This is a genomic window from Pseudonocardia sp. Ae505_Ps2, from assembly GCF_001932425.1.
GTDB lineage: Bacteria > Actinomycetota > Actinomycetes > Mycobacteriales > Pseudonocardiaceae > Pseudonocardia.
In genome coordinates this window covers 2,059,176-2,085,302 of the sequence record NZ_MCIP01000001.1, presented here as the reverse complement: position 1 = coordinate 2,085,302, position 26,127 = coordinate 2,059,176, and the positions used below count along the sequence as shown (strand labels likewise).

Sequence of the window (26,127 nt, the reverse complement as noted above, 5' to 3'; positions counted from 1 at the left end):
CCGACCGCACAACGCCACGACCACCGGTGAACGGCAGGTGACCGGGCGCAGCGGACCGACGACCGGCGGCAACCTCCACGCCGTCCGGCGCGGTGCCGGTCGTCGCACCGCTCAACATGCCTCTTGCATCGATTATCTTTACGATAGAGATATTCGCGAGATCGAGAGGACCGACATGGCGTCGACGACGGCGAGGGCCGGCCGCACGGCCGGCCCGGCCACCGGGATGGACACGGCACGGACCTGGGCGGTGCTCGCCGCGGCAGTACTGCAGGCGGTGGCGGGCTCGCTCGGCGGCAGCGGGACGTTCGGGGAGTCGCAGCGGGTGCTCAGCGACCGCTACCCCTCACTCATCACCCCCGCGACGGTGGCGTTCTCCGTGTGGGGCCTCATCTACCTGGCCCTGCTCGTGTACGCGGTGTACCAGTCACTGCCCGGGCAGCGGTCACGCCCGGTGCACCGGGCGACCGGCTGGCTGTTCGTGGCGACGGCGGTGTTCAACGCGGGCTGGATCGTCGTGTTCTCCCAGGAGTTCCTGGGGACCGCACAGCTGCTGATCGCGGCACTGCTCGTGACCCTGGCGGTGGTGCTGCGCCGGCTCGCTGCATTCCCGGCCGAGGGGACGGCGGACCGAGCACTGCTGCACGGGCCGCTCGCGTTCTACGCGGGCTGGGTGTCGCTGGCGACCGTGGCCGGGTTCTCGGTGACGCTGACCTATTGGGGCGCGCCGCTCGGCCCGGTGGCGGCCGCGGCGCTGCTCCTGGTCGGGGCGCTGGGCGCGGGCGTCGCGACCCGGCGGACGACGGCGGCACTGCCGTACGCGGCGACGGCGGCCTGGGCGCTGGTCTGGGTCGCCGTGGAGTCCGCCGCGACCGGGACGGTGCCGGTGACCGTGGTCGCGGTGCTCGGCGTGACCGCCGTGGTCGTCGCGGCGGTGCTGCGAGCGCGGGAGGGGCTGCGACCGGCCTTCGGCTGACCCCGGGAACGACGACGGCGCCGGTCCCCGAGGGGAGCCGGCGCCGTCGCGTTGCGCGGGTCGTGCCCGCGCAGAAGTCAGATCACGCGGACCGAGTCGGCCTGCGGGCCCTTCTTGCCCTGGCTGGCCTGGAAGTCAACGCGCTGGTTCTCCTCCAGCGTGCGGAATCCGTTCGACTCGATGGCGGAGTAGTGGACGAAGACGTCCGGTCCCTCGTCGTCGGTGGCGATGAAGCCGAAGCCCTTCTCGGCGTTGAACCACTTGACGGTGCCCTGCGGCATAGCGTGTGTCCTTCTCAGATGGAGCGGTTCCGGCCCTCACAGCAAGAGCCGGAGGTCGCGTGGACACCGCCGCGGCACCTCAGCACCGATCGACGACGCCCACCGTCACAACTTCAACGGACGCTCGACGGCGATCGGAGAAGAACGACTGCAACCGCCGCGGACGCTACCACGGCTCCGTGACACGTCGACCGTCCTCACTCGACCCCCCGCACGGCCGGTTCCGCGGCACCGACCACCCGCCGCGCGGCACCCCGAGCGACCACGCCGCGTGAGATTCGGGCCGCCGATCGACGACGGGCGGTCATCACCACCCCGAACGAGTGAGCACGACACACGTTCCACGCCGTCGAGTGAGCACCGGGCGTCCCCACTCCCCGTTTCGGGTGGCGACGGCGGTTCCGACCCGCTCGGCGGCCGCCCGTGAACCCGGACGGGGTCGCCCGTTCCGGGTCTGGCGCTGTCCGGTACGGCCACAGCGTGACCGATGGGACCCCTGTGACGCGTGTGGCCACGATCGAGTCACTGGTGGACGACGCCCCGTGACCGCAAGCTCAGCGCTGTCCGTCACCCCGTGCAGCAGCACAGCGAACTGGAGAGACCGTGCGATCCCGAGTCACCACTTCCGTCGCCCTGACCCTCATGATCGGCACCCTGGGTATGTACGGCGCCGGCGTGGCCGGCGCGGCCGAGCCCGTTCATGCCTCCATCCCGGTCGTGCCGGCCGCGACCGTCGCCGACGCACCCGCAACGCCGTCCGACGGCCCGCTGGACCGGCTGTTCGACACGCTCTTCGGCGACGGCGCGGCGACCGCGCCGGCGACGCCCGCCGACGCCGCCGTCCCCGTCCAGGACGTGCCGGCCCCCGCGGCACCGGGTGCCCCCGCGGCACCGGGAGTCCCGGCCGCTCCGGGCGTGCCGGTCGCCCCGCAGGCCCCCGCCGTCCCGAGCGCTCCGACAGCGCCGCAGGTCCCCGCCGTCCCGGGTACTCCGGCCGCACCGCAGGCCCCCGCGGTCCCGGGCGCTCCGGCCGCACCGGCGGCGCCGCAGGTCCCCGCCGTCCCGGCCGCGCCGACCGTGCCCGCGGTCGTCGCGCCGGCGGTTCCCGGCGCCGCCGCCCTGCCCGCGGCTCCGGCAGCTCCGGTGGCTCCGGCAGCTCCGGTCGCGCCCACGGCTCCGGTCGCCCCGGCGGCCCCCGCGGTCCCGGCCACCTCCGCAACCCCGGCCGTGGCCGTCACCACGGACGCCACGGGCCAGCAGATCCCGGAGCCGCCGGCCGTCCCGGGCGCTCCGGCCGTCCCGCAGGCTCCCGCCGCCCCCGGGGCCCCGGCTCTCCCCCAGGCGCCGGTGACCCCGGCCGTCCCGGGTGCCCCCGCCGCCCCGGCAGCGCCCACCGTCCCGGGTGCGCCCGCGACCCCGGCGGTGCCCGGTGCGCCGACCGCTCCGCAGGCCCCGGCCGTTCCGGGCGCCCCCGCGACCCCGGCTGCTCCCACCGTGCCGGCGGCCCCGGGTGCACCGGCCGTCGCCACCGCCCCGGCCGACGCGACCACCCCGGGCGGCACCGTCGCTCCGCAGGCTCCGGCCGACGCCACGGCCCAGGACACCGCCCCCACTCGCCCGAGCCTCTGGGAGCGGCTCTTCGGCACCACCCGCTGACCTGGCACCGCACGCATCGCCACGCGACGGCGTCCCCGCACCGGGGCGCCGTCGCGGCGCGTTCAGGGCAGCTCGGTCGCCCAGCCCCGCTGCAACGACCGCAGCACCTCGTCGAGCAGGTCGGCGAGCTCGGCGGTGTCGTCGGCCAGCCAGCGCTCGTACGCGGCGATGCACACGCCCAGACAGGCGTGCCCGACGCTCTGCGGGACGAGCCCCGAGGAGGCCTCGCCGCGGCGCTCGGCGACGTGGTCGGCCACGACCTCCCGCCACGAGGCGTAGCGCAGCGTCGAGTGCGCCTGCAGCGCCGGGGTCTGCAGGATCAGCCGCAGCCGACGCCGGTGCCAGGGCTGCTCGGCCGGCTCGACGTGGTTGAACTCCAGCACCGCGCGACGGACCCCCTCCAGCGTCGGCAGGTCCGGCGGCTGGGCCGCGAGCACCGCGCGCATCCCCACCAGCTGCTCGTCGAAGGCACCCCAGGCGATGTCGTTCTTGGAGGCGAAGTACCGGAAGAACGTGCGACGCCCGATGCCCGCCGCGTGCGCGACGTCGTCGACGGTCGTGTTCTCGAACCCTTGGTCGCTGAACATCTCCAGGGCGATGTGCTCGATCTCCGAGCGGGAGGTGACCGGACGCCGGCCGGCGCGGCGTGTGCCGCTCCCGCCGGTAGTCCCGGTCCCGTCGTTCTCGGTCACCGCTGACATCGTCGCCCCGCCGTGCTCCCCGACTCCTCCGTCGTGCGTGCGACCGGCGGACCGGGAGGGTCGAGCGGAGCGCCGTCGGCCCCGATCATCCCACGTCGCGGTCGGCCCGTCGGCGCGCGTCGTCCCTGTTCGGCGGCCGTTCGTCGCGCGAGCCCTCCACTTTGTCGGTGTGTCGCGGCACACTCGCGACCAGACGGACCGGGACCCACCCGGACGGCTACCTCGAGGGGGAACCATGAGCGCACCCGCACGGGCTGCCGACGCCACCGTGGACGAGCGGCCACCCGAGGAACGCCTCGAGGACCACCGACGCGAGCTGACCGGCTACTGCTACCGGATGCTCGGCTCGGCGTTCGAGGCCGAGGACGCGGTGCAGGACACGATGGTCCGGGCCTGGAAGGGCGTCGCGAAGTTCGACGGCCGGTCCTCCCTGCGGTCCTGGCTGTACCGCATCGCCACCAACGTCTGCATCGACGCGCTGAACGGACGCAAGCGTCGCGCCGTCCCGATGGACATCGGCGGCCCCGGCGCACCGGTCGCCGAGTCCCTGCGCGAGCCGCTGCCCGACGCCGAGTGGCTCGAACCGATGCCCGACGCCCGGGTGTCGACGCCGGCCGGGGACCCGGCGGACAAGGCCGTCGCGAAGGAGACGATCCGGCTCGCGTTCATCGCGGCGCTGCAGCACCTGCCGGCCCGCCAGCGTGCCGTGCTGATCCTGCGCGAGGTCCTGTGCTGGAAGGCCGCCGAGGTCGCCGAGCTGCTGGACACCACGGTCGCCTCGGTCAACAGCGCCCTGCAGCGCGCCCGTGCCACCCTGTCCGAGCAGGGCATCTCCGAGACCGCGCCGCAGACCTCCCCGGCGATGGACCCGGCGCAGACCGAGCTGCTGATGCGCTACATGGCCGCCTTCGAGGCGTTCGACATGGAGGCGCTGACCGCGCTGCTGCACGAGGACGTCGAGCAGAACATGCCGCCGCTGGAGCTGTGGTTCCGCGGCCGGGACGACGTCATCGCCTGGATGGCGACCGGCCCCGGGCAGGGCTGTCGCGGGTCGCGGGTGGCTCCGGTGGAGATCAACGGGACGGTCGGCTTCGCTCAGTGGAAGCCGTCCGGACCGAACGGCGAGTTCGAGGCCTGGGGCATCACGGCCCTGCGGATCGAGGACGGGGTCGTCACCGGGCTGAGCATCTTCCTCAACACCGAGCTGTTCGGCTACTTCGGGCTGCCGCTGCAGCTGGCCGACCGGCCGGAGCTGTGGGAGCCGAAGGTGGCCTGACCCGGACCCGGCCGGGCCGGGCGGCGTCCGACCGCCCCGGCCCGGTGCTCGGGCCCGGCGCTCAGGCCGCCGGCGTCACCGCGGCGATCCGCTCCCCCGCGGCGCGGGCGTCGACGCGGGCGCGCTCGCGCTTCTCCGCGGCCAGCGGGCGCAGCTCGCTCATCGCGGGCACCACGTCGGCGAGGGTCAGCTCCGTCTCCACGACGGTCACGTCGGCGCCCCAGACGTCGCGCAGGATCCGGGTGATCCAGCCGGAGCCGTGGTCCCATCCCTCGCGCGGAGTGCCCGGCCCGTAGCCGCCACCCCGGGAGACGACGAGCACGACCGGTCGGCCGGCGAGCGGGGTGGTACCCGGCGCGAACCGTGGGTCGGTGATCAGGGCGTCGACCCAGGTCTTGAGGTGCGCGGCGATGCCGAAGTTGTAGAGCGGAGAACCGATGACGACGGCGTCGGCGGCCAGCACGTCGTCCGCCAGCTCCGCGATGCGCGCGAGGGCCCCGCGCTGCTCCGGGGTGCGGTCGGCCTCGGCCACGTACCCGGCCGCGACCGCGGTCGTCCACAGGTCGGCCGGCAGCGGCGCGGTACCCAGGTCGAGACGGACGACCTCGGCGCCCGGCTGCGCCTCGAGGTAGGTGCGCTCGACCTCGTCGGCGATCTCGCGGCTGACGGAGCCCTCGGTGCGGATGCTCGCGTCGAGTCGGAACAGGGACACGGTGACCTCCCGGTCAGTCTGAGAAGAAGATGTTCTGTCTGACAGAGTATCTTCACAGGAGAAGACCTTGGCAAGTACGTATCCTGTGACGATGTCCGGTCCGTCCGCACCGCAGAGCGTCGAGTGCGACCTGGCGTGGGCACTGACCCGGGTGGCACGCGACCACGCCACCGCGGTGCAGTGCGTCGTCGCCGCCCTGCCCGGCGGACAGCGCGGCTTCCAGGTGCTCGCCGCCGCGGCCGCGGACGACCCGCCCACCCAGCTCGCGCTGGCCCGCAAGCTCGGGGTGGACCGCACCGTCATGACCTATCTGCTGGACAAGATCCAGGAGGCGGGCCTGATCGAGCGCCGCCCCGACCCGACCGACCGCCGTGCCCGCCGGATCGTGCTCACCGAGGCCGGCCGGGCGCTGCTCTGCGACACCGAGAAGCGGATGCGCAGCGCCGAGGCCCACATCCTGGCGCCGCTCACCGCGGACGAGCAGACCGCGCTCCGGACGCTGCTGCGCCGAGTGGCGACCGCGGGCACCGACCCGACCTCCGCCGACGGCGAACCCCGTCCGCCATCGGCGTAACCGCAGGTCCAGAGGCCGGTTCCGGATCTAGCGTCGGGCGGACACCCGAGGAGCGGAGATCCGATGCCCGTCCTGTCCACCCCGTCCGACCCCGCCGACCGCCTGCTCGGCGAGCGGATCGTGCTGCTCGCCCGCGAGCTCGACGACGAGGTCGCCGCCGAGACCTGCGCACGCCTGCTGCTGCTCGCCGCGGAGGACCCGCGACGCGACGTCACCCTGCACGTCCTGGCCCCCGGCGGCTCCCCGGTCGCGGCGATGGCCGTGCACGACACGATCCGCACGCTCGGTGTCGACGTCGCGACCGTCGCCGCGGGGTCGCTCGCGGGCCCGGTGCCGTTCCTCGTCGCGTCCGGGACACCGGGCAAGCGGCTCGCCCGCGCGCACGCCGCGTTCCTCCCGACAGCCGACGGCCCGGTCCGCGGCTCCCACCCCGGCGACGTGCGGGTCCGGGCCGACCACCTCGCCGGGCGTCGTCGCGAGATCGAGTCGCTGACCGCGACCTACTGCGGCGCCCCGCTGCCCGACGACGCCCGGGACCGCTGGCTGTCGGCGTCGGAGGCGGCGACCCTCGGCCTCGTCGACGGGCTGTCGGAGCCCCGGGTTCGAAACGGATAGCTAGAGTCTCGCAGGTGCGAGTCTCGGATCTGTCCCGGTCGTCCGGCGTCCCCGTCGCGACGATCAAGTACTACCTGCGCGAGGGCCTGCTCCCCCGCGGCGAGACGACGTCACCGAACCAGGCCCGCTACGACGACACCCACCTGCGCCGGCTCCGCCTGATCCGGGCGCTCGTCGAGGTCGGCGGGCTGCCGATCGCCACCGTCCGCGAGGTGCTGTCGGCCGTCGACGACCCCGCGGTCAGCCTGCACGCCATGCTCGGCCGGACGGTCTATGCGATCACCGGCGACGTCGGGGCGTCCGGCTCGCTCGACGAGGCGGAGGCGGACCTGGAGCAGGCGATGACCCACGTGGGCTGGCAGGTCGAGCAGGGAGCACCCGCCCTGGCCGGGGCCCGGTCGGTGCTGGCCCGGATGCGCGAGCTGGGCCTGGCTCCCGGCGAGACCACGCTGCGGGCGTGGGCCGAGGCCGCCGATCGCGCCGCGGAGGGCGACATGGCCGCGATCGGGCGGACCACCGGCCGGGAGCATGCCGCGGAGACCGCGCTGATCGGCACCGTCCTCGGCGACGCCCTGCTCGCGGCCCTGCGCCGCATCGCCCAGGAGAGCCGCTCCGCGCAGCTCTACCGCAACGGTTCCTGAGCGTCGGGCAGCCGCACGGTCACCAGCACCGCGCGGTGGTCGCTGCCCGGGGTGTCGAGGACGACGTGGCGGCGGGTCACCGACCCGCGGGGCACCAGGACGTGGTCGATGCGGATGCCGGCCCAGCGCGGCAGCGACGAGGGGAAGGTCGCGACGAGCCCCCGCCCGGTGCCGTCGGTGGCGTCGACGCAGCCACCGGCGGCGTCGCGCAGCCGCCGGTGGTCGACGACGGCGTTGAGGTCCCCGGCGACGACCGGTGTCGGCCGGGCGCTGGTCCACTCCCCGATCAGCGCGAGCTCACCGGCCCACAGCTCGGTCCACCGCGGGTTCGTCGGGGCGGAGGTGTGCACCGCGTACAGCGTCCGGGCGCCGAGCAGCCCGCCGGTGACCTCCAGGTGCGGCAGCCGCATGCCCTCCCCGGGCCGGACGTCCACGTCCCCGGCCCTCGGCGCGGCCAGCACCACGGTGCCGCGCTGGTCCGGGACGCCGCTCGGGACCGACGACCACCCGCGGTAGCCGGCGAGCAGGGGCAGGAGCCGGTCGAGGTAGGCGACGCCCGCCTCGGGCAGCACGACGACGTCCGGCCGCTCCCGGGTCACCGTCGCGGCGAGCGCACCGGGGTCCGCACGCCCCAGCAGCACGTTGGCGACGAGCACCGTCAGCTCGGGCCCGTCCGGCAGCGGACCGGCGGGCCGGGGCAGCACCCGTCGCAGCGCGGGGGCGGCGGCCGCTGCGCCGGCCAGGCCCACCGCCGTCGAGGTGCGGCGCAGCCCGGCGAGTCGCAGGAGGCCGGCGACCCCCAGCCCCGCGACGCCGAGGTGCGGGCGCAGCGCGGTCAGCCCGACCAGGGCGGAGTGCCGGTCGGTCCGCCACCGCCGTGGCAGCACGGTGACGGCGGTACGCAGGGCTCGGTCGACGATCACGGACACGGGTGGACAACGGATGCCGGGCGCGCTCGGTTCCAGCTGGTCCGCGGGGACGGTCCCGACCTCCGGCGGCCGTCGGATCCGGGCGCGGTCGTCGTCGCCGCGGCCGGTGCTCACGCCAGGCAGGTGAGCGGGCGGCCGCCGTTGTACTCGACCATCTCGGCGAGGGCGGTCATGACGTCGATCGGGGCGCCACGCTCGGCGCCGTCGAGCTCGGCGTAGGCGCGGTGCAGATTCCCGACGATGCGCTCGGCGTCCGGCCAGTCGGTGAACCGGCCGAGGTCGGTGTCGCGGGCGGCCTCCAGCGGGCGGATGCCGGCGTCGCGGGCGCGCTCGGCCAGGTCGACGACGAAGCGCAGGTAGTCGAGCATGTCCCGGACCGGCCCGTCGCCCTGGAACACCGGGCCGTGGCCGGGCACCGTCGTCGCGGCTCCGAGTGGCAGCACCACCTGCTCCAGGACGTCGATCGCCCCGGTCACCGACCCCATCAGCAGGAACGGCGTGCCGCCGTGGAAGACGAGGTCGCCGCAGTAGAGGACCGACCGGTCGGGCACGTGGACGAGGACGTCGTTGGTCGTGTGCGCGGGCGTCCCGGTGTGGACGATGTCGACCCGCAAATCCCCCAGGTGCAGCGCGACGCGGTCGGTGAAGGTGAGGAACGGCGGGTCCAGCGGCAGCGAGCCCCAGTCGCCGTGGTCCCAGAACGGCAGGTCCCGGGGCGGCCCGAACGCGATCATCTCCACGCGCGCCCGCTCGTGCGCGACGACCGTCGCACCGGAGAACAGGGCGTTGCCCCAGGTGTGATCCCCGTGGTGGTGGGTGTTGACCAGCGTGCGCACGGGCCGGTCGGTGACCTCGCCGATCGCGGCGGCGAACGCCCGGGTCCGGCGTTCGGTGGAGCAGGAGTCGACGACGACGGCGCCCTGCGGCCCGACCAGCAGCCCCGTGTTGTTGATCCACCAGGTGCCGTCGGGCTGGACGTAGGCGTAGAGCCCCTCGGAGACCTCCTCCAGCCGGGGCGGACCGGGAACCGTGATGTCGTGGGGGTGGGCGCTCATGCTCCGATCATGGCCCCCTCGACCCGGTTCAGCCCGCGATGTGCACGTCCAGCCCCGTCTCCCCCGGCCGGATGTGCGGGGCGAGCTCCCAGCCGCCGGTGTACTCCCCGGTGAACTGCGGCCGGTAGCGGATCGGGGCGTCGTCGAAGAGACCGTCGAGCCGCCGGAACAGGTCGGCCCGGACCGCGGTGAGGTCCTCGACGTGGTCGGCGCTCGGGAGCGCCCAGGGCGGGAGGACGTCCATCCCGGTGTAGGCGAAGGTGCCGTGCAGCAGGCCGAACAGCAGCTGATGCAGCTCGCCGGACATGCCGCGCGGCCCGATCGCGGCCGGACGATCGCCGAGGGTGGTCAGGACGAGCGCACGCCTGCCGATGAGGCGCCCCTGCTCGAACCGCAGGCGCCGGCCGGTGGCGGCGTCGGTCCCGAACGCGAACCCGTGGACCAGGACGCGGTCGAACCAGCCCTTGAGGATCGCGGGCATCCCGTACCACCACAGCGGGAACTGGACGACGAGCGCGTCGGCCCGGCACAGCTTCTCCTGCTCACGGGCCACCTCGGGCGCCTGCCGGCCCTCGAGGTACGCGGCCCGGGTGTCGGCTCCGACGCGGAACGTGCCGCTGTCGACGCCCCCGTCGCACGGCCGCAGGACCGGGTCCCAGTGCATCGCGTAGAGGTCGGACTCGACCACGTCGTGGCCGCGGGAACGCAGCCGGTCGACGCCGGCTCGTCGCAGCTCACCGTTCAGCGAGGAGGTTTCGGGGTGGGCGCTCAACCACAGGACGGACGGCATACTGCGATGGTCGACGCGCAGGGTCGACCTGGCCAGTACGGACATTTCTGTCGCTTGGGGGTTGTCGTGCGCCTGCCCGTGATCCGCGCGCTGGAGGTGTGCCCGGTCGAGGTCGCCGTGTCGGTCCTCGGGGGCACGTGGAAGCTGACGCTGGTCAAGCACCTGCTGGACGGGCCCCGCCGGTTCAACGAACTCGGCCGGCTCGTCCCCTCGGCGAACACGAAGACGCTGACCCGGCAGCTGCGGGAGCTGGAGAGCGACGGCGTCGTGCATCGGACCGTGTTCGCGGAGGTGCCGCCGCGGGTGGAGTACCGGCTGACCCGGCTGGGGCGGACCCTGGAGCCGGTGGTCGAGGTGATGGACCGGTGGGGGGCGGGGTTCGCCGAGGCCTACATCCGGGATGCGGCGGAGAAGGACCACGGACACCGCACCCAGGTCACCGGCCGGACCGGCCGTGCTGTCGGGTCAGGACCGTGGGGAAGCCTCTGATGCCGCCCTCGACGGGTGCGGTGGCCGCTAACCTGGACACCGACGGAAGGTCGTGCCTGTGTGCAACGGTGAACCCGACTCAGGCGTTGGCGGCGATGCGCTGCCGACTGCCGGGCCGGTCGAGGCGCCGGCCTCGGGGACGGTCTCGGCCGAGCGGCTCGTCTCGATGCCGGTGATGCGCGATGCGATGCTGGCGGTCGTCGCTGCCGTGAGCGCGATGCTGGCCGCACACGCGTTCCTCGACGAACGTGGCGCTGTCATCACGGCCGCCGTCGTGTACCTCGTGCTCATGGCTGTCGCCACGTGGCAGGCCGTGCGGGCCCGGCGGGCCCACCCCACCGGGTTCGATGAGCTCACCTTCCGCGAGCAGAACCGGATCGCCAAGGCCCACACCGATCCGCAACAGGTCGCCGATCTCCCGCCGCGGCTTCGCTCGGTGGCCGTCGCAGGGGCACGCCAGCACCTGCACTCGGTCCGGGTAGCCGGGCCATGGGCCGCGGCACTGATCCTTGTCTACGGCGCATTCAGTGCCTGGCGAGTGATCGACAACCCGTCCGGGGCCTCGGTCACCAACCTGATCATGCTGCTGGTCATGCTCGCCCCCGCGATTTCCTCCAGTACCAGGTACGAAGGTCGCGCGCGATCCTCGTGCGCATCGCTGACTCCCCGGGCCGGATCGGTGATTCACGAGCACCGTAGACCGTAAACGCCGTCCAACCTGCTGATCAGCTGGTTGATCCTGCCCAGCGTGGCGAGCCTGGGGCGGGTCGAACCGCCGACCTTCTACTTCTCAGGCACCGCGAGGCCCGGGCTGCACTTCGTCCGCCACCGGGTCGGCCAGGACCAGACCCGCTGCGACCGGGTGCGTTGCCGTCAGGGTCGTCATTCGAGACGCTCTGGGCCGCCAGATGCGACACTGGACAACCAAGGAGGTGGACGCCATGAGCATGCCTGCCGCGGGCGAGCAGCACGAGTTCGTGGTCGCACCGGAGCTGGCGGAGGTTGCCGAGCGCTTGGGCCTGCCCCTGCACACGGGAGACCGAGTCCGTTTCGAGGTGATCGAAGGCGGAGCCGCGCCGCCCACACCCCGCCGTCGCCTCGGCTGGCTGGGCAGCGTCGCCACTGGCGAGGGCGATCTCAGCGAGCGGGCCAAGGACGATATCCGCGACGGCATGGGACGCGAGTCCTGAGCGGGATCGTCGTCGACGCAGGCCCACTGATCGCCGGCTTCGATCGCAGCGACACGTGGCACGACCGTTGCTCGGAACTGCTGACGACTCTGCCGGGTCCGCTACTCGTCCCGAGCACCATCGTGGCCGAGGTCTGCTACATGATCGCCCGCCACAAGTTCGGCGCGGAGGCGGAAGCAGCGTTCCTCCGCTCCTTCAGCGATGGCAGCCTCGTCCTCGCCGAACTCGTCGTCTCCGACTTCGCTCGGATGGCCGATCTGGTGGTGCGTTACGCGGACTTTCCGCTCGGAGGTTCCGACGCCAGCGTGATCGCCATCGCCGAGAGGCTCTCGCTCACCACGTTCCTGACGACGGACCGGCGCCACTTCGCCGCCGTGCGTCCGTCCCACGTCGAGGCGTTCACTCTGCTGCCCTGACGTCCGCTGCCTCACGGTTGCCGTCAACCGGGGAGATCGGGACGGCGCTGAGCGGAGAATTTGCTGTTCAGAAGGTGTGGCCAGGGGCGGGGTCGAACCGCCGACCTTCCGCTTTTCAGGCGGACGCTCGTACCAACTGAGCTACCTGGCCCCGGCCTCCGGGAAACCGGAGATCCAGAGAGTGGAGCGACCCAGACGGGACTCGAACCCGCGACCTTCGCCGTGACAGGGCGACGCGCTAACCAACTGCGCCACTGGGCCTTGCTCTTGCGAGAAGCATCGTATCCGACACCTCTCCCGGTACCCCCAACGGGATTCGAACCCGCGCTGCCGCCTTGAAAGGGCGGAGTCCTAGGCCGCTAGACGATGGGGGCTGGGACCAGACCCGTGGGCCTCGACCTTCCCTCAACGGCTGTCCGTTGGGAGTGAGTAAACCTTACGACACCGGCCCGGGGGACCCTGCAACCACCCCCCGGTTCCGGCATCGCCGCAGGTCAGCGAGCCACGGGTGGCGGCTGTTCCGGGTTGCCGGAGATCAGCCCCAGCATGTCGAGCAGCTCGCGCAGGTCCTCGGAGTCGTCGGAGTTCCGTGCGACGACGAGCCGGGCGCGCTGCACCTGCTCGTCGGACACCTTGAAGGCGTCGGCCGCGTTCCGCGGCGCCGGAATGGAACTGGTGTCGTCGTCGATGCCGCGCTTCGCGCCGATGGTCACGAGGCCTCCCCGTAGGCCGTCAGGACCTGCTCCGGGCACGTCCGGTGGGGCGCGCCGCGAGCCGGTGTCCGTCGGTACCGCCACGTGCTGTGGCTGTGACCAAGACGTTACCCATCGTGTGTGGACCCTGCACGCCCCTTCCCGGGTGACGGCCGGTCACGCGGAGCTGCGGAGGGCGGGTGCGTCTCAGCGATCCGGGGAGGTCCGGCAGGGGCTGCCGGACAGCTCCCCGACCGGCACGGATGCCGCCAGCGCCCGGTACCCGGCGGGCGACGGGTGGAGCCCGTCGCCGGAGTCCAGGTCGGGACGGAGCCGGAGCGGGTCACCCGGGTCGCCCAGTGCGGCGGCCGCGTCGATCACCCCGTCGGCCCAGCGACGGCCGTCCGAACGGAGCCAGTCGTTGACCTCGTCCCGGGCCGCGACGGCCGACGGTGCGGCGCGACCACCGCTGGCCGACGGCGGGATGGTGGTGAGGAACACGCGCAGACCGTCGGCCCGGGCCCGCTGGGCGAACTCCTGCATCCCGGCGACGAGGTCGCCGCCGGCCGCGCCCGCGGCGAGGTCGTTGGTCCCGACGAGCAGCACCACGTCGCGTACACCGGGGACGGCGGCCACGTCGTCGTCCCAGCGGGTCGACGGCGCGTCGCCGCCGGCCGGCGGGTCGTCCTGCAGCAGCTGGTTGCGCGACAGCCCCGCGTTCAGCACGGTCATCGGCCGGTCGCCGCCCGCCGCGGACAGCCGGGCGGCGAGCTGGTCGGGGAAGCGGTCGTCGCCACCGGGGGTGGAACCCACGCCGTCGACGAGGGAGTCCCCGATCACGAGGACCGCGCCGTCCGGACGGGGCGCCAGCACCTCCAGCCCGGTCAGCACCGGCCAGGACTGCAGGGTCGTGTCGAAGCCCGCCGCGTCCGGGGCCGCGGTGCGGTCCCCCGGCCCGGACAGCCAGGCGGTGCGCATCGCGACCGGGTGCGAGCCGATCGTGCGCGGCACCTCGGCGAGGAACAGGCTCACCGTCAGCGGCACGCCCGCCGCGGCGGCCACCGGAGCGGGGTCGGTCAGCACCTCGGCGCCCGCCGGGATGTCGGCCACGGGCGCGCCGCCGACGGTCAGCGGGACCGGCCGGGTCACCGCGGCACCCGGACCGGTGGTGCCGACGGTCATCGCCGCGATCCGCAGTGGCCCGTCGCCGTGCCGGTTGGACAGCCGCAGCCGCAGCTGCTCCCCCGCGGCGCCGGGCCGCACCACCATCCGCAGCGTCCGACCGGCGAGGCTGTCGCCGGGGACGGCCTGCTGCGCGGCGTGCCAGGCGGCGGTCCAGCCGGGCGTGCACGTCGTCGCCGCGACGGCGGCCGGGACGACCGACGGGGCCGGGCCGCAGCCCACGGCGACGAGTCCGGCGAGCAGCGTTCCGAGCACCGCCGTGCCGGCGGGCCCGCGCCGCGCACGCCACCGGACCGCACCGTCGTCGGGCCGCACCGGCACCGCCTCTCCTCCACGCGCCCCGCCCGCGGATCGGACGGGTGCCCCATGCGCTGTGTCGAGCCGTCACCCGATCACGTTACGGATCCGTCCGGTCACACTGCGACGATCGGCGCCCCGTGGTCGGCGAGCGGCCTCCCCCTCGGGATCGGTCCTGCCGGGCGAGGGCTGCGCACTGTCGGTGCCCCGTCCTAGGGTCGTCGGCGACACGAGGGGCGGCCACCGTGGGCCGCCGGGATCGCCAGGGGAAGAGGACGACGGTGACCGCCTACGAGGAGATCTTCCGTTCCAGCGTGGACGACCGTGAGGGCTTCTGGCTCCGCGCGGCCGACGGGATCGACTGGGACGTCGCCCCGACCCGCGCGCTCGACGCGTCGAACCCGCCGTTCTACCGCTGGTTCCCCGACGGGGAGCTGAACGTCGCGTACAACGCACTCGACCGGCACGTCGACGCCGGGAACGGCGACCGCACCGCACTGGTGTACGACTCACCGGTCACCGGGTCGCGGCGCACCTACACCTACGCGGAGCTGCGCGACGAGGTCGCGCTGTTCGCGGGCGTGCTGCGCGACCAGGGCGTCGGCCACGGCGACCGGGTCGTCGTCTACATGCCGATGGTCCCCGAGGCCGCGATCGCGATGCTCGCCTGCGCCCGCCTCGGCGCCGTCCACTCGGTGGTCTTCGGCGGGTTCGCCGCCAAGGAGCTCGCGGTCCGGATCGACGACGCCGGACCCAAGGTCGTCGTCTCGGCGTCCTGCGGCATCGAGGGCAAGCGGGTCATCGAGTACAAGCCGCTGCTCGACCGGGCGATCGAGCTGTCCGAGCGCAAGCCCGCGTCCACGGTGATCCTGCAGCGCGAGCAGGCCACCGCGCGGCTGGGCCCGACCGACGTCGACTGGGCCGAGGCCGTCGCCCGCGCCACGCCGGCCGACCCGGTCCCGGTGAAGGCCACCGACCCGCTCTACGTGCTCTACACCTCCGGCACCACCGGCAAGCCGAAGGGCGTGGTGCGCGACTCCGGCGGCTACGCCGTCGCCCTGGCCTGGTCGATGCCCAACATCTACGACGTCGGCCCCGGCGAGACGATCTTCACCGCGTCCGACGTCGGCTGGGTCGTCGGCCACTCCTACATCGTCTACGCGCCGCTGCTGGCCGGGGCGACGACCGTGCTCTACGAGGGCAAGCCGGTCGGCACGCCGGACGCCGGCCAGTTCTGGCGGGTCGTCCAGGAGAACGGGGTGAAGTCGGTCTTCACCGCGCCCACGGCGTTCCGGGCGATCAAGAAGGAGGACCCGAAGGGCGAGTTCCTCGCGCAGTACGACGTCTCGTCGCTGACGTACCTCTTCCTCGCCGGCGAGCGCCTCGACCCCGAGACGCACCGCTGGGCCTCGGACCTGCTCGGCATCCCCGTCATCGACCACTGGTGGCAGACCGAGACCGGCTGGCCGATCGCGGCCAACCCGGCGGGCATCGAGCTGCTGGAGATCAAGCCCGGCTCGCCGACCCGGGCCATGCCCGGCTGGGACGTCCAGGTCCTCGACGAGCGGGGCAACCCGGTCGAGCCCGGTGTCGACGGCGCGATCGTGGCGAAGCTGCCGCTGCCGCCCGGCGCCTTCCCGACCCTCTGGAACGACGACGAGCGCTACGTCAGCTCCTACATGTCGGCGTTCGAGGGCTACTACCTCACCGGCGACGGCGGCCACCTCGACGCGGACGGCTACGTCTTCGTCATGGGCCGCACCGATGACGTCATCAACGTCGCGGGCCACCGCCTGTCCACCGGCGGGATGGAGGAGGTCCTGGCCTCGCACCCGGACGTCGCGGAGTGCGCGGTGATCGGCGTCGCGGACACCATGAAGGGGCAGATCCCGCGCGGGTTCGTGGTGCTGAAGTCCGGCGTCGACAGCGACGCGGAGGGCTACGAGGACGGGCTGCGCGCCGAGCTCGTGCAGATGGTGCGCGACCAGATCGGCGCGGTCGCCTCGCTCAAGGACGTCGCGATCGTCCCCGCCCTGCCCAAGACCCGTTCCGGCAAGATCCTCCGCAAGACGATGCGCGGGATCGCCGACGGTGTCGAGGAGCCGGTGCCCTCCACCATCGACGACGCGTCGGTGCTGGACACGCTGCGTCCGGTGCTGCGCAGGGAGTGAGCGCTCTCCATCGGGTGGTCCGGAGGCGTTCCGCTTGACCCGGATCACCCGATGGCGGTAACGGCGGGCGGCCGCGTCCCGATGGTTGGTCGACGGCCGCTGCCGCTCCCCGGCATCCTTCCGCGCGGTCGTCGACGTGGAGGTGTGCGTGGACTCGGCGCGACTGCGACTCGCGGCACTGGCCGCCCCGGTGGCGCTCGGCGTCGTGCTCGGTGTGGCCGCGATGCTCGAACCCGACGACGTGCGCATGCCGTCGGTCGGCAACATCCCGGTGACCACCCGGGCGACGACCGCCCTCCTCACCGGGATACCGCACACCACCCCGCCGCCGACGCCCGTGCAGGCCCGCGCGAACCTCGCTCCGCAGCCGTTGCCGACCGCCGCCCGGACCGGCGACAGCCGCTGACCTGCAGCCTTCCCGGCCGAGGAAGGGAAGCATAACCGCAGGTCAGGGGGCCCTCAGTCCTGCGGCGTCGACCCGACGGGGGCACCATGGGTGCCATGAAGGTCATCGTGGATTTCGACCGCTGCGAGAGCAACGCGGTCTGCATGGGTGTCGCGCCGGAGGTCTTCGAGGTGCGTGACGACGACTACCTCTACATCCTCGACGAGAACCCGGCCGAGGCGCTGCGGCCGAAGGTCGAGGAGGCGGCACGGAGCTGCCCGAAGGCCGCCATCACGATCGAGGACTGAGCCCCGGCGGTCGAGGGGCGAAGCAGCGGCACGAGCCCCGGCGGTCGAGGGGCAAAGCAACAGCGCGCCCCCGGCGGTCGGCGGTCGGAGCAGCAGGTTGCCGGGTACTCCCCGCGGCGAGCAGGATCGCGGCGACGAGTGCACCGCCTGCGAAGGAGCCGACCGTGACACAGGGCGCGACGACCGACGTCTGGACCACCCCGCTCACCCCGCTGGCCTTCCTGGGCCGCTCGGCCGAGGTGTTCGCGGAGTCCACGGCGATCGTCTACGGCGACCGCAGGTACACCTACGCCGAGTTCGCGGCGGAGGCGACCCGGGTGGCGAACGCACTGGCCGCGTCGGGCGTCGAACCCGGTGACCGGGTCGCCTACCTGCTGCCGAACGTCCCGGAGATGCTCGTCGCGCACTTCGCGGTGCCGCTCGCGGGCGCGGTCCTGGTCGCGATCAACACGCGCCTGTCGACCGAGGAGGTCCGCTACATCCTGGACCACTCGGCGGCCACGGTGCTGGTCGTCGACGCCGTCCTGTACGAGACGGTCCGCCCGGTCGCCGACGAGCTGGCGACGGTCCGCGAGATCGTCACCGTCGTCGACCCGGCGGCGCCCGGCGACGGCGTCGGCTCCGGTCTGGGCTACGCCGACCTGCTCGCCCGCGGTTCGGACGCCCCGCGGCCGTGGGCCGTCGACGACGAGCGCGCCACCATCACGATCAACTACACCTCGGGGACGACCGGCAACCCGAAGGGCGTCGAGTACCACCACCGCGGTGCGTACCTGAACTCCTTCGGCGAAATCGTCCACTCCGGGCACAGCGCGGACAGCGTCTACCTGTGGACGCTGCCGATGTTCCACTGCAACGGGTGGTGCACCCCGTGGGCGGTGACGGCGGTCGGTGGCACCCACGTCTGCCTGCGCGAGGTTCGCGGCGACACCATCTGGCGGCTGATCGGCGAGCACGGGGTCACCCACCTCAACGGCGCCCCGACCGTCGTCACGACGATCATGAACGCGCCCGAGGCCGTCACCCTGGACTACCAGCTGGTGATCACCACGGCCGGGGCGCCGCCGTCGCCGACGACGATCCTGCAGATGGAGCGGATGGGGTTCCGGATCGTGCACGTGTACGGGCTCACCGAGACCTATGGGCCGTACGCGGTGAACCAGTACCAGCACGCCTGGGACGACCTCGACGGCGAGGAGCGGGCCCGGCTGCAGGCCCGCCAGGGCGTCGGCATGGTGTGCGCGGACCGGGTGCGGGTGGTCGACGAGCAGATGGCCGACGTCCCCCGCGACGGCGCCACGATGGGCGAGATCGTGATGCGCGGCAACAACGTCATGAAGGGCTACCACCGCGACGAGGAGAAGACCGCGGAGGCGTTCCGGGGCGGCTGGTTCCACTCCGGGGACCTGGGGGTCGTGCACCCCGACGGGTACGTCGAGCTGCGCGACCGGGCCAAGGACGTCGTGATCTCCGGTGGGGAGAACATCTCCACCGTCGAGGTCGAGCAGGCGATCGTGTCGCACGACGCGGTGCTGGAGGCCGCCGTCGTCGGGGTGCCGGACGAGAAGTGGGGCGAGGTCTGCAAGGGCTTCGCCGTGCTCAGGGCAGGCCGTTCGGCCGAGCCGCAGGAGCTCATCGACCACGTCAAGACGAAGATCGCCCGCTACAAGGCGCCGAAGTACGTCGAGATCGTCGACGAGCTGCCCAAGACCTCCACCGGCAAGGTCCAGAAGTTCGAGCTGCGCGAGAAGGAGTGGGCAGGTCGCGGGAGCTCCCGCATCCAGGGATGACGCATATCGGTTAGCGTTGCTGAACGTGAGCATCGCAACCGAAACGGGCACGACGGACACCGCGGCACCGTCCGCCTTCCGCGTCGCCACCGGCGCGGTCATCGTGACGACGGCGTCGGTGCTGCCGGTGTTCCTCACCGGTGCCCTGGCGGTGCAGCTCTCGCGCGACCTGGCCTTCGACCCGTCCGGGCTGGGGCTGGTCGTCGCGCTGTACTTCGGGGTGAGCGCGCTGTGTTCGCTGCCGGTCGGGATGGTCGTCGAGCGGTTCGGGTCGCGGGTGACCAGCCGCATCGCCGTCGTCGGGGCGGCGGTGCTGATGGCGGCCCTGGGGCTGGGCGCGCGGTCCTACGTCGCGCTCGTCGTGCTGCTGCTCTGCGGCGCCTGGTGCAACGTGATGGGCCAGCTGTCGTCGAACCTGACGCTCGCGCGCTCGGTGCCCGCGCACCGGATGGGGCTGTCGTTCGGGGTGAAGCAGGCCGCGATCCCGGCGGCGACGCTGCTGGCCGGGCTGGCCGTCCCCGCGGTGGCACTGACCGTGGGCTGGCGCTGGGCCTACGGGATCGGCGCCCTGCTGGCCCTCGCCGCGCTTTTCGCCTGCCCGCGGGCCGACGCCCGGCCGCCGGCCCGCGCCGGGAAGGGTGACCGGGCGACGGGCGCGCTCGCGGTGATCGGCGCGGCCTCCGGGCTGGCCGCCGGGACCGCGACGGCGCTCGGCATCTTCCTGGTCGCGTCGGCGGTGGACCGAGGGATCGACCCCGGTCTCGCCGGGCTGGTGCTGACCCTCGGCAGCGTCGTGGGCCTGTCGGCGCGGTTGCTGCACGGGTGGCTGGCGGACCGTCGCACCGGTGGCCACGTGGCCGTGGTGGCGGCGAGTCTCGCGTCCGGCGCGATCGGTTTCGTGCTGCTCGCCGTCCCGGGGACGCCCGCACTGGTCGTCGGCGTGGTGCTGGCGTTCGGGCTCGGGTGGGCGTGGCCGGGCCTGCTGCAGTTCGCCGTCGTGCGGCTCAACCCGTCCCCCCCGGCCGCGGCGACGTCGATCGTGCAGGTCGGCGTCTACGCCGGCGGCTTCGCCGGGCCGATCGTCTTCGGCTCGCTCGCCACCCACGCCGGCTTCCCGACCGCGTGGACGGTCAACGCCGTCGTGATGCTGGTGTCGGCGGCGTTGATGCTGGTCGGGCGCCGGATGCTGATCGCGCACGCGCGGCGCTGAGCGGAAACAGGGCCGAATCTGTCAGGGTCGTGGTGCACAGTGGCGTCCGCTCACGTCGTTCGAGGGGGACTTCACGATGCCGGACGCGATCCGCGCCACGGGACTGGTCAAGACCTACGGGTCGTTGCGGGCACTCGACGGGGTGGACCTGTCGGTACCGGAGGGGACCGTGCTCGGCCTGCTGGGCCCGAACGGCGCCGGGAAGACCACGGTCGTCCGGGTGCTGACCACACTGCTGACACCGGACGCGGGCACGGCCACCGTCGCCGGCGTCGACGTGCTGGCCGACCCCGCCGCGGTGCGCAGCCGGATCGGCCTGTCCGGGCAGTACGCCGCGGTCGACGAGTACCTGACCGGTTTCGAGAACCTGGAGATGGTCGGGCGGCTCTACCACCTGGGGCGTCGCCGGGCCCGGGACCGTGCCCGCGAGCTGCTGGCGGACTTCGGCCTGACCGACGCCGCGGACCGGCCTGCCCGCACCTACTCCGGCGGGATGCGCCGCCGACTGGACCTGGCCGGGGCGCTCGTCGCCGACCCGCCGGTGCTGCTGCTCGACGAGCCGACCACCGGGCTGGACCCGCGCAGCCGCAACGACCTGTGGGACGTGATCCGCGGGCTCGTCGCACGCGGGACGACGCTGCTGCTCACCACCCAGTACCTGGAGGAGGCCGATGCGCTGGCCGACGAGATCGTGGTCATCGACCACGGCCGGGTCATCGCCCGCGGCACCGCGGACCAGCTGAAGTCCCAGGTCGGCGGGGAGCGGCTCGAGGTGACCGTCAGCGCGGCCGCGGACCTCGACGCGACCGCCGCGCACCTGGCTCCGCTCGGCGTCGGCGAGGCGGTGCTCGACCGGCACCGCCGTTCGCTGACCATGCCGGTCAGCGGCGGGGTCGACGTGCTGCGCGCCGCGCTGGACCGGCTCGCCGACTCCGGCACCAAGGTCGACGACGCGGGGCTGCGACGCCCGACGCTCGACGACGTCTTCCTCACCCTGACCGGGCGCCCCGCCGACGAGGCGGACCAGGCCGAGGAGCCGACCCCGTGAACGCCGCCGCCACCATGCTCGCCGACGCCTCCGTCGTCGCGAAGCGAAACCTGATCAAGATCAAGCGGGTCCCGGACCTGCTGGTCTTCACGACCCTGTCCCCGATCATGTTCGTGCTGCTGTTCGCCTACGTCTTCGGCGGCGCGATCGACCCGACCGGCGGCGGGGCCGGGTACCGCGAGTTCCTGCTGGCCGGGATCTTCGCCCAGACCGTCATCTTCGGGGCCACGAACACCGGCGCCGGGCTCGCCGAGGACGTCAAGAAGGGCATCATCGAGCGGTTCCGGTCGCTGCCGATGTCGTCGTCGGCGGTGCTGACCGGCCGGACCCTCTCCGACGTGGTGAACAACCTGATCGTGCTGGTGGTGATGTCGCTGACCGGGCTGCTGGTCGGGTGGCGGATCCACACCTCGGTCGGGGAGGCGCTCGCCGGGTTCGCCGTGCTGATCGTGTTCGCCTACGCCTTCTCCTGGGTGATGGCGTTCGTCGGGCTGCTCGTGCCGAGCCCGGAGGTGGTGAACAACGCCTCGTTCGTCGTGATCTTCCCGCTGACGTTCCTCGCGAACACCTTCGTGCCGCTGAACTCGCTGCCCGGCCCGCTGCGGGTGTTCGCCGAGTGGAACCCGGTCTCGGCGGTGACCGCGGCCGCACGGTCCCTGTTCGGCAACGACGGCGCGATCCCGGCGTCCGCGTCCGTCTCGGACGCCTGGCCGCTGCAGCATCCGGTGCTCTACGTGCTGATCTGGTCGGTCGCGATCGTCGCGGTCTTCGCGCCGCTGGCGAGCTGGCAGTACCGGCGGGCCGCGAGCCGCTGACGGCACCGCTGCCGACAGCACTGCCGCCGGCCCCGGCGTGCCGGGCCTGGCGGCAGGGCCGGCGACCCGAGCCCGGATGGGGAGGCCCTCCCCTGGCGTCCCCGGGGAGGGCCTCGTCGTCCGTCGGGACGCTCGTCGTGTGTGACCACTCCAGCGACTGCGGGAGCACGTCGCTGGGGAGCGTCCCGGCGTACGTGTGGGGGTCAGCCGACCTGGTTGAGCCAGGCTCCACGGCTGCTGGAGAAGTCCATCGCGTCGTAGAGCAGGACGTACTGTCCGGTCGCGCCGCTCGGCCGGTCGAAGCAGACGGTGCCGGTCATGGTGCCGCCGGGCGCCAGCTGGCCGGCGGTGAGCAGCGTGTCGGAGCCGAGCAGTGTCGTCATCAACGCTGCACCGTTCGGGTCCTGGAGCTTCCAGTCGAAGCCTCCGTTGAACGACTCCGTGCCGGATCCGGTGTTGGTGTAGGTGACGTCCGAGCACAGGGTCTGGCCGATGGGCGAGTCGCCCGGCGTCAGCGGGCTCGCCGCGATCTGCAGGTTCCCGACGGTCAGCGTGCCGCCGGCGTCGCCGACCACGTCGTCGGCGGTCGCACCGGGAAAGGCTCCCGCCGCGTCGCCGGAGGCCGCCGGCGGGGTCCCGGTCGAGGAGGCCGTCGGCAGGCCGGACACCGCGGCGGCGAACACCGAGGCGTAGAGGACACAGATGACCAGCCCGATCGCCGAGAGCACCGTGCCCGCGATCGCGACCCCACGGTTGTCCGCACGGCCCCGGCTCGCCCGGACGACACCGAGCACGCCGAACAGCAGACCCAGTAGCACCAGCGGCCAGGCGATCACCCCGATGAACGGGATGAAGGAGAACAGCAGGCCGAGGATCCCGAGCACCAGCGCGGTGACGCCGAAGCCGTTGCGCGGCGCGACGGCCGGGGCGGCGACGGCCGGGGCCGCGGTGCGCTGCTGCGGGACGGCGGTGCGCTGGGCCGCGCTCGGCCAGGGCTGGGCGCCGGCGGGCGCCTGCTGCTGCGGCATCCCGCCCGGGTTGGTGCGCCCGAAGGGCGGTCCGCCGAAGGGGACGTCGGGGTTGCCGTCGTAGTACGGGTTCGGGTACCCGCCGGAGTGCTGCGGCCGGGGCTGGTGGTGCGGCGCCCGGCCCTGCGGCGCGGCGCCGCGCGGGTCCTGCGCGTACTGCTGCCGGTGGTGTCCGGGGCCCTGGGGGCCCGGGTACTGCTGCGGGACGCGGTGCGGGCCGGACTGCTGCTGCGGCGGGCCGGAGAGGTCCGGGGCACCGTGGCGGTTCTGCGGAGTGGTCACGTCACGGCTGTCGCGGCGACGGCGGCCCGCGTATCAGCTGGTCCGCACTTATCAACAAATCTGAGGACAGGGCCGTTCGGCCGTGCGGGTACAGGACCGAACAGGTCAGCCGAGCCGGTCGAGCAGGGCCCGAGCATCGGTCGGTGCGTGGACCTTCGCGTCGTTGTCGAAGTAGCAGACGACGTCGTGCCCGGCGTCGCGCCAGGCCCGGATGCGGGCGGCCCAGCCGTCGAGCGCCGCGGCGGTGTAGCCACCGGCGTAGAGCTCGCCCTGGCCGTGCAGCCGCAGGTAGACGAGATCGGCGGTGACCTCGTCGAACACCGGCCAGGTGCCCGCCGAGTCCGACTGCACCAGGGCGACGCCGTGCTCGCGCAGCAGCGCGGTGAACGCCGGGTCCCGGAACGACGGGTGCCGCGGCTCGACCGCGTGCCGCAGCGGGCGGTCGGCGTCGGTCTCGACGAGCGCCCGGCCGTCGAGCCGCTCGTCGTGTCCGGTCGCGGCCCGGGCGGCGGCCGTGGTGGTCGACGGCAGCAGCTCCAGGAAGCGGGCCACCCGGTCGGCGTCGAAGCGCATCCGGGGCGGCAGCTGCCACAGCACCGGGCCCAGTGCGGGGCCCAGTCCGAGCACCCCGGAGGCGAGGAAGTTCGCGACCGGCACCGCGACGTCGCGCAGCTGCTTCAGGTGCGTCACGAAGCGCGGGCCCTTCACCGCGAACACGAACCCGGCCGGGACCTGCTCGGCCCAGGCGCGGTAGTTCTCCGGGCGTTGCAGCGAGTAGAACGACCCGTTGATCTCGATCGAGGTGACCTGCCGGGACAGGTACTCCAGCTCCCGGCGCTGCACCAGCCCCGGTGGGTAGAACGTGCCGCGCCACGGCGGGTAGCGCCACCCCGATGTCCCGACCAGCACAGTGCCGGCCCGGGGCGTCCCACTCACGTGCCACCGACCAGCCCGCGCAGCGCGGCGGCGGCCGCAACCGGGTGGGTCACCGGGCCGTTGTGGCCCCCGGGCAGCTCGACCAGGCCCCGCCCGATCCCGGCGGCCAGGGCCTCGGCGCACCGGTGCTCCCAGCGCCCGCGCGACTCGTAGCCGCCGGTGGGGATCACCCGTACCCCGCTGGCGGTCACGTCGGCCGGGTCGATCCGGGCGGCCCGCACGGCCGGGACGTCGTGGCGCAGGAAGCGGCGCAGTGCGGGCTGCGGGTCCCCCGACGGCGGCTCGGGCCGGTAGCCGGGCTCGACCGGGTCGTCGCCGGAGGTCAGCTCCGCCATCGTCCGGATCGCGGCGCCGATGTCGTCGCGCGCGACGAGGTCCTCGACCCGGTCCATGGCGGCCTCGAAGGCCGCGTCGCGGACCAGGCCGGGCAGCGGTGGCTCGTGCGCGACGAGCGTCGTGACCAGGCCCGGGTGCCGGACGGCGAGCAGCAGCCCGATCACCGCGCCGATGCTCACCCCCACGACGGCAGCGGGCCCGGTGCCCGCCAGCAGCCCGGCCGCGTCGTCGGCGTGCGCGGTCAGCGGGACCGGGCCGTCGTCGGCCGGGCTGCGCCCGATCCCGCGTCGGTCGTAGGTGAGCACCCGGTGGGTCACGGCCAGCTCGTCGACGAGCATCCGCGCCGCGCCCGCCTCGGACGCGCCGCCCTGGATCAGCAGCAGCGGCGGCCCCGACCCGGTCACCTCGTGGTGCAGGGGCACGACGTCCTCCCGGGCCGGTCTCGGGGCGGCCGGACGGCCGCCCGTTTGCCAGGATGGACGTCATGCGTACCCGACCGCACCTCGAGTCGTGACCGAGCTCGCCCCGGCGGTGCGCCGGGTCCTGGACTGGCCGGTCGACCACGTGGGCGCCGCCGTCGTCGCCGCGGACGGCACGGTGCTCGCCACTGCGGGCGACGTCGACCGCGAGTTCGCGCTGGCGTCGGTGACCAAGCTGCTCTCGGCCTACGCGGCGCTCGTCGCGGTCGAGGAGGGTGCCGTCGACTGGGACGACGCGGCCGGCCCGGAGGGTGTGACGGTGCGGCACCTGATCGCGCACACCTCCGGCCTGGCGTTCGACACCGACGAGGTCAAGGCCGCCCCCGGGGAGAAGCGGATCTACTCCAACACCGGTTTCGCCGTGCTCGCCGACGCCATCGCGGCCGCGACCGGCATCGGGTTCGCCGAGTACCTGCACGAGGCCGTCTGCACCCCGCTCGGGATGGGGCACACCCGGCTGGAGGGGGCCGCCGGCTCCGGCGCCGTCTCGACCGTCGAGGACCTGACCCGCTTCGCCGCCGAGCTGCAGGCCCCGCGGCTGCTGGACCCGCGGACCGTCGCCGAGGCGACCACGGTCGCCTACCCCGGTCTCGACGGGCTGCTGCCGGGCTACGGCCGACAGCGACCGAACGACTGGGGCCTGGGCCTGGAGATCCGCGACGGCAAGTCCCCGCACTGGACCGGGGTGCACTCGTCGCCGCGGACGTTCGGGCACTTCGGGCAGTCCGGCACGTTCCTGTGGGTCGACCCGGACGCGGGCGCCGCGGCCGTCGTCCTGACCGACCGCGACTTCGGGCCGTGGGCGGTCGAGGCGTGGACGCCGTGGACGGACGGGGTGCTCGCGGCGCTCGCGGCCGGCTGAGGGCA

Annotated in this window: 29 protein-coding genes and 3 tRNA genes; 18 read left to right on the top strand and 14 right to left on the bottom strand. The window is 73.7% G+C overall.

The window, feature by feature from the left end:
* Positions 1-175 precede the first annotated feature (175 nt).
* Positions 176-976, top strand: a complete 801-nt coding sequence (locus tag Ae505Ps2_RS09885; protein WP_083695518.1) for a TspO/MBR family protein — start codon at positions 176-178, stop codon at positions 974-976.
* 77 nt (positions 977-1,053) lie between these two features.
* Here the strand turns inward: Ae505Ps2_RS09885 and Ae505Ps2_RS09880 are convergent, their stop codons facing one another.
* A complete protein-coding gene (locus Ae505Ps2_RS09880; protein WP_020627638.1) occupies positions 1,054-1,257 on the bottom strand; it encodes a cold-shock protein in 204 nt (67 codons plus the stop codon).
* Positions 1,258-1,860: 603 nt separating this feature from the next.
* Between Ae505Ps2_RS09880 and Ae505Ps2_RS33290 the strand changes: the two genes are divergently transcribed.
* On the top strand, positions 1,861-2,913 hold the full coding sequence (locus Ae505Ps2_RS33290) for a hypothetical protein (protein ID WP_170916997.1): 1,053 nt from the start codon (positions 1,861-1,863) through the stop codon (positions 2,911-2,913).
* Between the two features lie 62 nt (positions 2,914-2,975).
* Here Ae505Ps2_RS33290 and mftR read toward each other — a convergent pair whose 3' ends face one another.
* Complete coding sequence (gene mftR / locus Ae505Ps2_RS09870) at positions 2,976-3,605, bottom strand: mycofactocin system transcriptional regulator (RefSeq protein ID WP_255407878.1); 630 nt, start codon at positions 3,603-3,605, stop codon at positions 2,976-2,978.
* A 244-nt stretch (positions 3,606-3,849) separates the two neighbouring features.
* On the opposite strand from mftR, the gene Ae505Ps2_RS09865 reads away from it, so the two are divergent.
* Complete coding sequence (locus Ae505Ps2_RS09865; protein WP_020626624.1) at positions 3,850-4,890, top strand: sigma-70 family RNA polymerase sigma factor; 1,041 nt, start codon at positions 3,850-3,852, stop codon at positions 4,888-4,890.
* Between the two features lie 61 nt (positions 4,891-4,951).
* On the opposite strand, the gene Ae505Ps2_RS09860 is transcribed toward Ae505Ps2_RS09865, so the two are convergent.
* Positions 4,952-5,602: an NAD(P)H-dependent oxidoreductase gene (locus tag Ae505Ps2_RS09860; RefSeq protein ID WP_075308670.1), complete on the bottom strand. Its 651-nt coding sequence runs from the start codon at positions 5,600-5,602 to the stop codon at positions 4,952-4,954.
* A 91-nt stretch (positions 5,603-5,693) separates the two neighbouring features.
* Here Ae505Ps2_RS09860 and Ae505Ps2_RS09855 point away from each other — a divergent pair, with 91 nt between their 5' ends.
* The 3 genes from Ae505Ps2_RS09855 to Ae505Ps2_RS09845 all read left to right on the top strand — a co-directional run bounded on the left by Ae505Ps2_RS09855 (position 5,694) and on the right by Ae505Ps2_RS09845 (position 7,432).
* Positions 5,694-6,176: a MarR family winged helix-turn-helix transcriptional regulator gene (locus tag Ae505Ps2_RS09855; RefSeq protein ID WP_075312454.1), complete on the top strand. Its 483-nt coding sequence runs from the start codon at positions 5,694-5,696 to the stop codon at positions 6,174-6,176.
* Between the two features lie 63 nt (positions 6,177-6,239).
* Positions 6,240-6,791 (top strand): ATP-dependent Clp protease proteolytic subunit, encoded by a 552-nt coding sequence (locus tag Ae505Ps2_RS09850; protein WP_075308671.1) that lies wholly within the window; start codon positions 6,240-6,242, stop codon positions 6,789-6,791.
* Between the two features lie 14 nt (positions 6,792-6,805).
* Complete coding sequence (locus Ae505Ps2_RS09845) at positions 6,806-7,432, top strand: MerR family transcriptional regulator (protein ID WP_075308673.1); 627 nt, start codon at positions 6,806-6,808, stop codon at positions 7,430-7,432.
* Here Ae505Ps2_RS09845 and Ae505Ps2_RS09840 read toward each other — a convergent pair.
* Genes Ae505Ps2_RS09840 through Ae505Ps2_RS09830 form a run of 3 tightly spaced genes read right to left on the bottom strand, consistent with a single transcriptional unit; the run spans position 7,414 to position 10,206 of the window.
* Positions 7,414-8,475 carry an endonuclease/exonuclease/phosphatase family protein gene (locus Ae505Ps2_RS09840; protein ID WP_075308675.1) on the bottom strand — a complete coding sequence of 354 codons (1,062 nt, stop codon included), beginning with the start codon at positions 8,473-8,475 and terminating at the stop codon, positions 7,414-7,416. The two genes, Ae505Ps2_RS09845 and Ae505Ps2_RS09840, sit on opposite strands and share 19 nt — an antisense overlap.
* Complete coding sequence (locus Ae505Ps2_RS09835; RefSeq protein ID WP_075308676.1) at positions 8,472-9,416, bottom strand: MBL fold metallo-hydrolase; 945 nt, start codon at positions 9,414-9,416, stop codon at positions 8,472-8,474. The genes Ae505Ps2_RS09840 and Ae505Ps2_RS09835 overlap by 4 nt, the downstream gene beginning before the upstream one ends.
* A 28-nt stretch (positions 9,417-9,444) precedes the next feature.
* Positions 9,445-10,206, bottom strand: a complete 762-nt coding sequence (locus Ae505Ps2_RS09830; protein ID WP_075308678.1) for an NAD(P)H-dependent oxidoreductase — start codon at positions 10,204-10,206, stop codon at positions 9,445-9,447.
* 66 nt (positions 10,207-10,272) lie between these two features.
* Here Ae505Ps2_RS09830 and Ae505Ps2_RS09825 point away from each other — a divergent pair, with 66 nt between their 5' ends.
* The 4 genes from Ae505Ps2_RS09825 (at position 10,273) to Ae505Ps2_RS33280 (ending at position 12,301) form a co-directional block, all read left to right on the top strand.
* The gene (locus Ae505Ps2_RS09825) at positions 10,273-10,695 is read left to right on the top strand and encodes a helix-turn-helix domain-containing protein (RefSeq protein WP_249265248.1); all 423 of its coding nucleotides are present in this window, start codon (positions 10,273-10,275) and stop codon (positions 10,693-10,695) included.
* Between the two features lie 52 nt (positions 10,696-10,747).
* Complete coding sequence (locus Ae505Ps2_RS09820) at positions 10,748-11,401, top strand: hypothetical protein (protein ID WP_139319222.1); 654 nt, start codon at positions 10,748-10,750, stop codon at positions 11,399-11,401.
* 235 nt (positions 11,402-11,636) lie between these two features.
* Positions 11,637-11,885: a hypothetical protein gene (locus Ae505Ps2_RS33285; protein ID WP_170916996.1), complete on the top strand. Its 249-nt coding sequence runs from the start codon at positions 11,637-11,639 to the stop codon at positions 11,883-11,885.
* Positions 11,798-12,301 (top strand): PIN domain-containing protein, encoded by a 504-nt coding sequence (locus tag Ae505Ps2_RS33280; protein ID WP_249265381.1) that lies wholly within the window; start codon positions 11,798-11,800, stop codon positions 12,299-12,301. Before Ae505Ps2_RS33285 ends, Ae505Ps2_RS33280 begins: the two co-directional genes overlap by 88 nt.
* Positions 12,302-12,378: 77 nt before the next feature.
* On the opposite strand, the gene Ae505Ps2_RS09810 is transcribed toward Ae505Ps2_RS33280, so the two are convergent.
* From Ae505Ps2_RS09810 to Ae505Ps2_RS09790, 5 genes are all read right to left on the bottom strand, one after another.
* Positions 12,379-12,452, bottom strand: a tRNA-Phe gene (locus tag Ae505Ps2_RS09810).
* Positions 12,453-12,488: 36 nt separating this feature from the next.
* Positions 12,489-12,562: transfer RNA gene (locus tag Ae505Ps2_RS09805), tRNA-Asp, on the bottom strand.
* Between the two features lie 40 nt (positions 12,563-12,602).
* Positions 12,603-12,675: transfer RNA gene (locus Ae505Ps2_RS09800), tRNA-Glu, on the bottom strand.
* A gap of 120 nt (positions 12,676-12,795) precedes the next feature.
* Positions 12,796-13,014 (bottom strand): hypothetical protein, encoded by a 219-nt coding sequence (locus Ae505Ps2_RS09795; RefSeq protein ID WP_020622469.1) that lies wholly within the window; start codon positions 13,012-13,014, stop codon positions 12,796-12,798.
* 186 nt (positions 13,015-13,200) lie between these two features.
* A complete protein-coding gene (locus Ae505Ps2_RS09790) occupies positions 13,201-14,496 on the bottom strand; it encodes a GDSL-type esterase/lipase family protein (protein ID WP_075332900.1) in 1,296 nt (431 codons plus the stop codon).
* A 257-nt stretch (positions 14,497-14,753) separates the two neighbouring features.
* Here Ae505Ps2_RS09790 and Ae505Ps2_RS09785 point away from each other — a divergent pair, with 257 nt between their 5' ends.
* The 7 genes from Ae505Ps2_RS09785 to Ae505Ps2_RS09755 all read left to right on the top strand — a co-directional run bounded on the left by Ae505Ps2_RS09785 (position 14,754) and on the right by Ae505Ps2_RS09755 (position 22,199).
* Positions 14,754-16,643 carry a propionyl-CoA synthetase gene (locus Ae505Ps2_RS09785; RefSeq protein WP_020622467.1) on the top strand — a complete coding sequence of 630 codons (1,890 nt, stop codon included), beginning with the start codon at positions 14,754-14,756 and terminating at the stop codon, positions 16,641-16,643.
* Between the two features lie 148 nt (positions 16,644-16,791).
* The gene (locus Ae505Ps2_RS09780) at positions 16,792-17,049 is read left to right on the top strand and encodes a hypothetical protein (protein ID WP_139318847.1); all 258 of its coding nucleotides are present in this window, start codon (positions 16,792-16,794) and stop codon (positions 17,047-17,049) included.
* Between the two features lie 95 nt (positions 17,050-17,144).
* Positions 17,145-17,336, top strand: a complete 192-nt coding sequence (locus tag Ae505Ps2_RS09775; RefSeq protein WP_043276655.1) for a ferredoxin — start codon at positions 17,145-17,147, stop codon at positions 17,334-17,336.
* Positions 17,337-17,500: 164 nt separating this feature from the next.
* The gene (locus Ae505Ps2_RS09770; RefSeq protein ID WP_075308682.1) at positions 17,501-19,126 is read left to right on the top strand and encodes an acyl--CoA ligase family protein; all 1,626 of its coding nucleotides are present in this window, start codon (positions 17,501-17,503) and stop codon (positions 19,124-19,126) included.
* A gap of 25 nt (positions 19,127-19,151) precedes the next feature.
* Entirely contained in the window at positions 19,152-20,336 is a 1,185-nt protein-coding gene (locus tag Ae505Ps2_RS09765; protein ID WP_249265247.1) for an MFS transporter, read from the top strand.
* Positions 20,337-20,412: 76 nt separating this feature from the next.
* Positions 20,413-21,384 carry a daunorubicin resistance protein DrrA family ABC transporter ATP-binding protein gene (locus tag Ae505Ps2_RS09760; RefSeq protein ID WP_020622752.1) on the top strand — a complete coding sequence of 324 codons (972 nt, stop codon included), beginning with the start codon at positions 20,413-20,415 and terminating at the stop codon, positions 21,382-21,384.
* A gap of 14 nt (positions 21,385-21,398) precedes the next feature.
* The gene (locus tag Ae505Ps2_RS09755; RefSeq protein ID WP_075554210.1) at positions 21,399-22,199 is read left to right on the top strand and encodes an ABC transporter permease; all 801 of its coding nucleotides are present in this window, start codon (positions 21,399-21,401) and stop codon (positions 22,197-22,199) included.
* A 203-nt stretch (positions 22,200-22,402) separates the two neighbouring features.
* Here the strand turns inward: Ae505Ps2_RS09755 and Ae505Ps2_RS09750 are convergent, their stop codons facing one another.
* The 3 genes from Ae505Ps2_RS09750 to Ae505Ps2_RS09740 all read right to left on the bottom strand — a co-directional run bounded on the left by Ae505Ps2_RS09750 (position 22,403) and on the right by Ae505Ps2_RS09740 (position 25,203).
* Positions 22,403-23,509, bottom strand: a complete 1,107-nt coding sequence (locus Ae505Ps2_RS09750; RefSeq protein ID WP_075332899.1) for a DUF4190 domain-containing protein — start codon at positions 23,507-23,509, stop codon at positions 22,403-22,405.
* Between the two features lie 105 nt (positions 23,510-23,614).
* Complete coding sequence (locus Ae505Ps2_RS09745) at positions 23,615-24,445, bottom strand: DUF72 domain-containing protein (protein WP_020622627.1); 831 nt, start codon at positions 24,443-24,445, stop codon at positions 23,615-23,617.
* Entirely contained in the window at positions 24,442-25,203 is a 762-nt protein-coding gene (locus Ae505Ps2_RS09740) for an alpha/beta hydrolase (RefSeq protein WP_075308686.1), read from the bottom strand. The genes Ae505Ps2_RS09745 and Ae505Ps2_RS09740 overlap by 4 nt, the downstream gene beginning before the upstream one ends.
* A gap of 88 nt (positions 25,204-25,291) precedes the next feature.
* Between Ae505Ps2_RS09740 and Ae505Ps2_RS09735 the strand changes: the two genes are divergently transcribed.
* Positions 25,292-26,122: a serine hydrolase domain-containing protein gene (locus tag Ae505Ps2_RS09735; RefSeq protein ID WP_075308687.1), complete on the top strand. Its 831-nt coding sequence runs from the start codon at positions 25,292-25,294 to the stop codon at positions 26,120-26,122.
* The last annotated feature ends 5 nt before the right edge of the window (positions 26,123-26,127 follow it).

Bases quoted from the DNA above. Each gene is read 5' to 3' on its own strand.
- Ae505Ps2_RS09880 (WP_020627638.1), bottom strand. From the start codon at position 1,257: ATGCCGCAGGGCACCGTCAAGTGGTTCAACGCCGAGAAGGGCTTCGGC.
- Ae505Ps2_RS09865 (WP_020626624.1), top strand. From the start codon at position 3,850: ATGAGCGCACCCGCACGGGCTGCCGACGCCACCGTGGACGAGCGGCCA.
- Ae505Ps2_RS09755 (WP_075554210.1), top strand. From the start codon at position 21,399: ATGCTCGCCGACGCCTCCGTCGTCGCGAAGCGAAACCTGATCAAGATC.
- Ae505Ps2_RS09885 (WP_083695518.1), top strand. From the start codon at position 176: ATGGCGTCGACGACGGCGAGGGCCGGCCGCACGGCCGGCCCGGCCACC.
- Ae505Ps2_RS09760 (WP_020622752.1), top strand. From the start codon at position 20,413: ATGCCGGACGCGATCCGCGCCACGGGACTGGTCAAGACCTACGGGTCG.
- Ae505Ps2_RS09830 (WP_075308678.1), bottom strand. From the start codon at position 10,206: ATGCCGTCCGTCCTGTGGTTGAGCGCCCACCCCGAAACCTCCTCGCTG.
- Ae505Ps2_RS09850 (WP_075308671.1), top strand. From the start codon at position 6,240: ATGCCCGTCCTGTCCACCCCGTCCGACCCCGCCGACCGCCTGCTCGGC.
- Ae505Ps2_RS09855 (WP_075312454.1), top strand. From the start codon at position 5,694: ATGTCCGGTCCGTCCGCACCGCAGAGCGTCGAGTGCGACCTGGCGTGG.
- Ae505Ps2_RS09775 (WP_043276655.1), top strand. From the start codon at position 17,145: ATGAAGGTCATCGTGGATTTCGACCGCTGCGAGAGCAACGCGGTCTGC.
- Ae505Ps2_RS33285 (WP_170916996.1), top strand. From the start codon at position 11,637: ATGAGCATGCCTGCCGCGGGCGAGCAGCACGAGTTCGTGGTCGCACCG.
- Ae505Ps2_RS09835 (WP_075308676.1), bottom strand. From the start codon at position 9,416: ATGAGCGCCCACCCCCACGACATCACGGTTCCCGGTCCGCCCCGGCTG.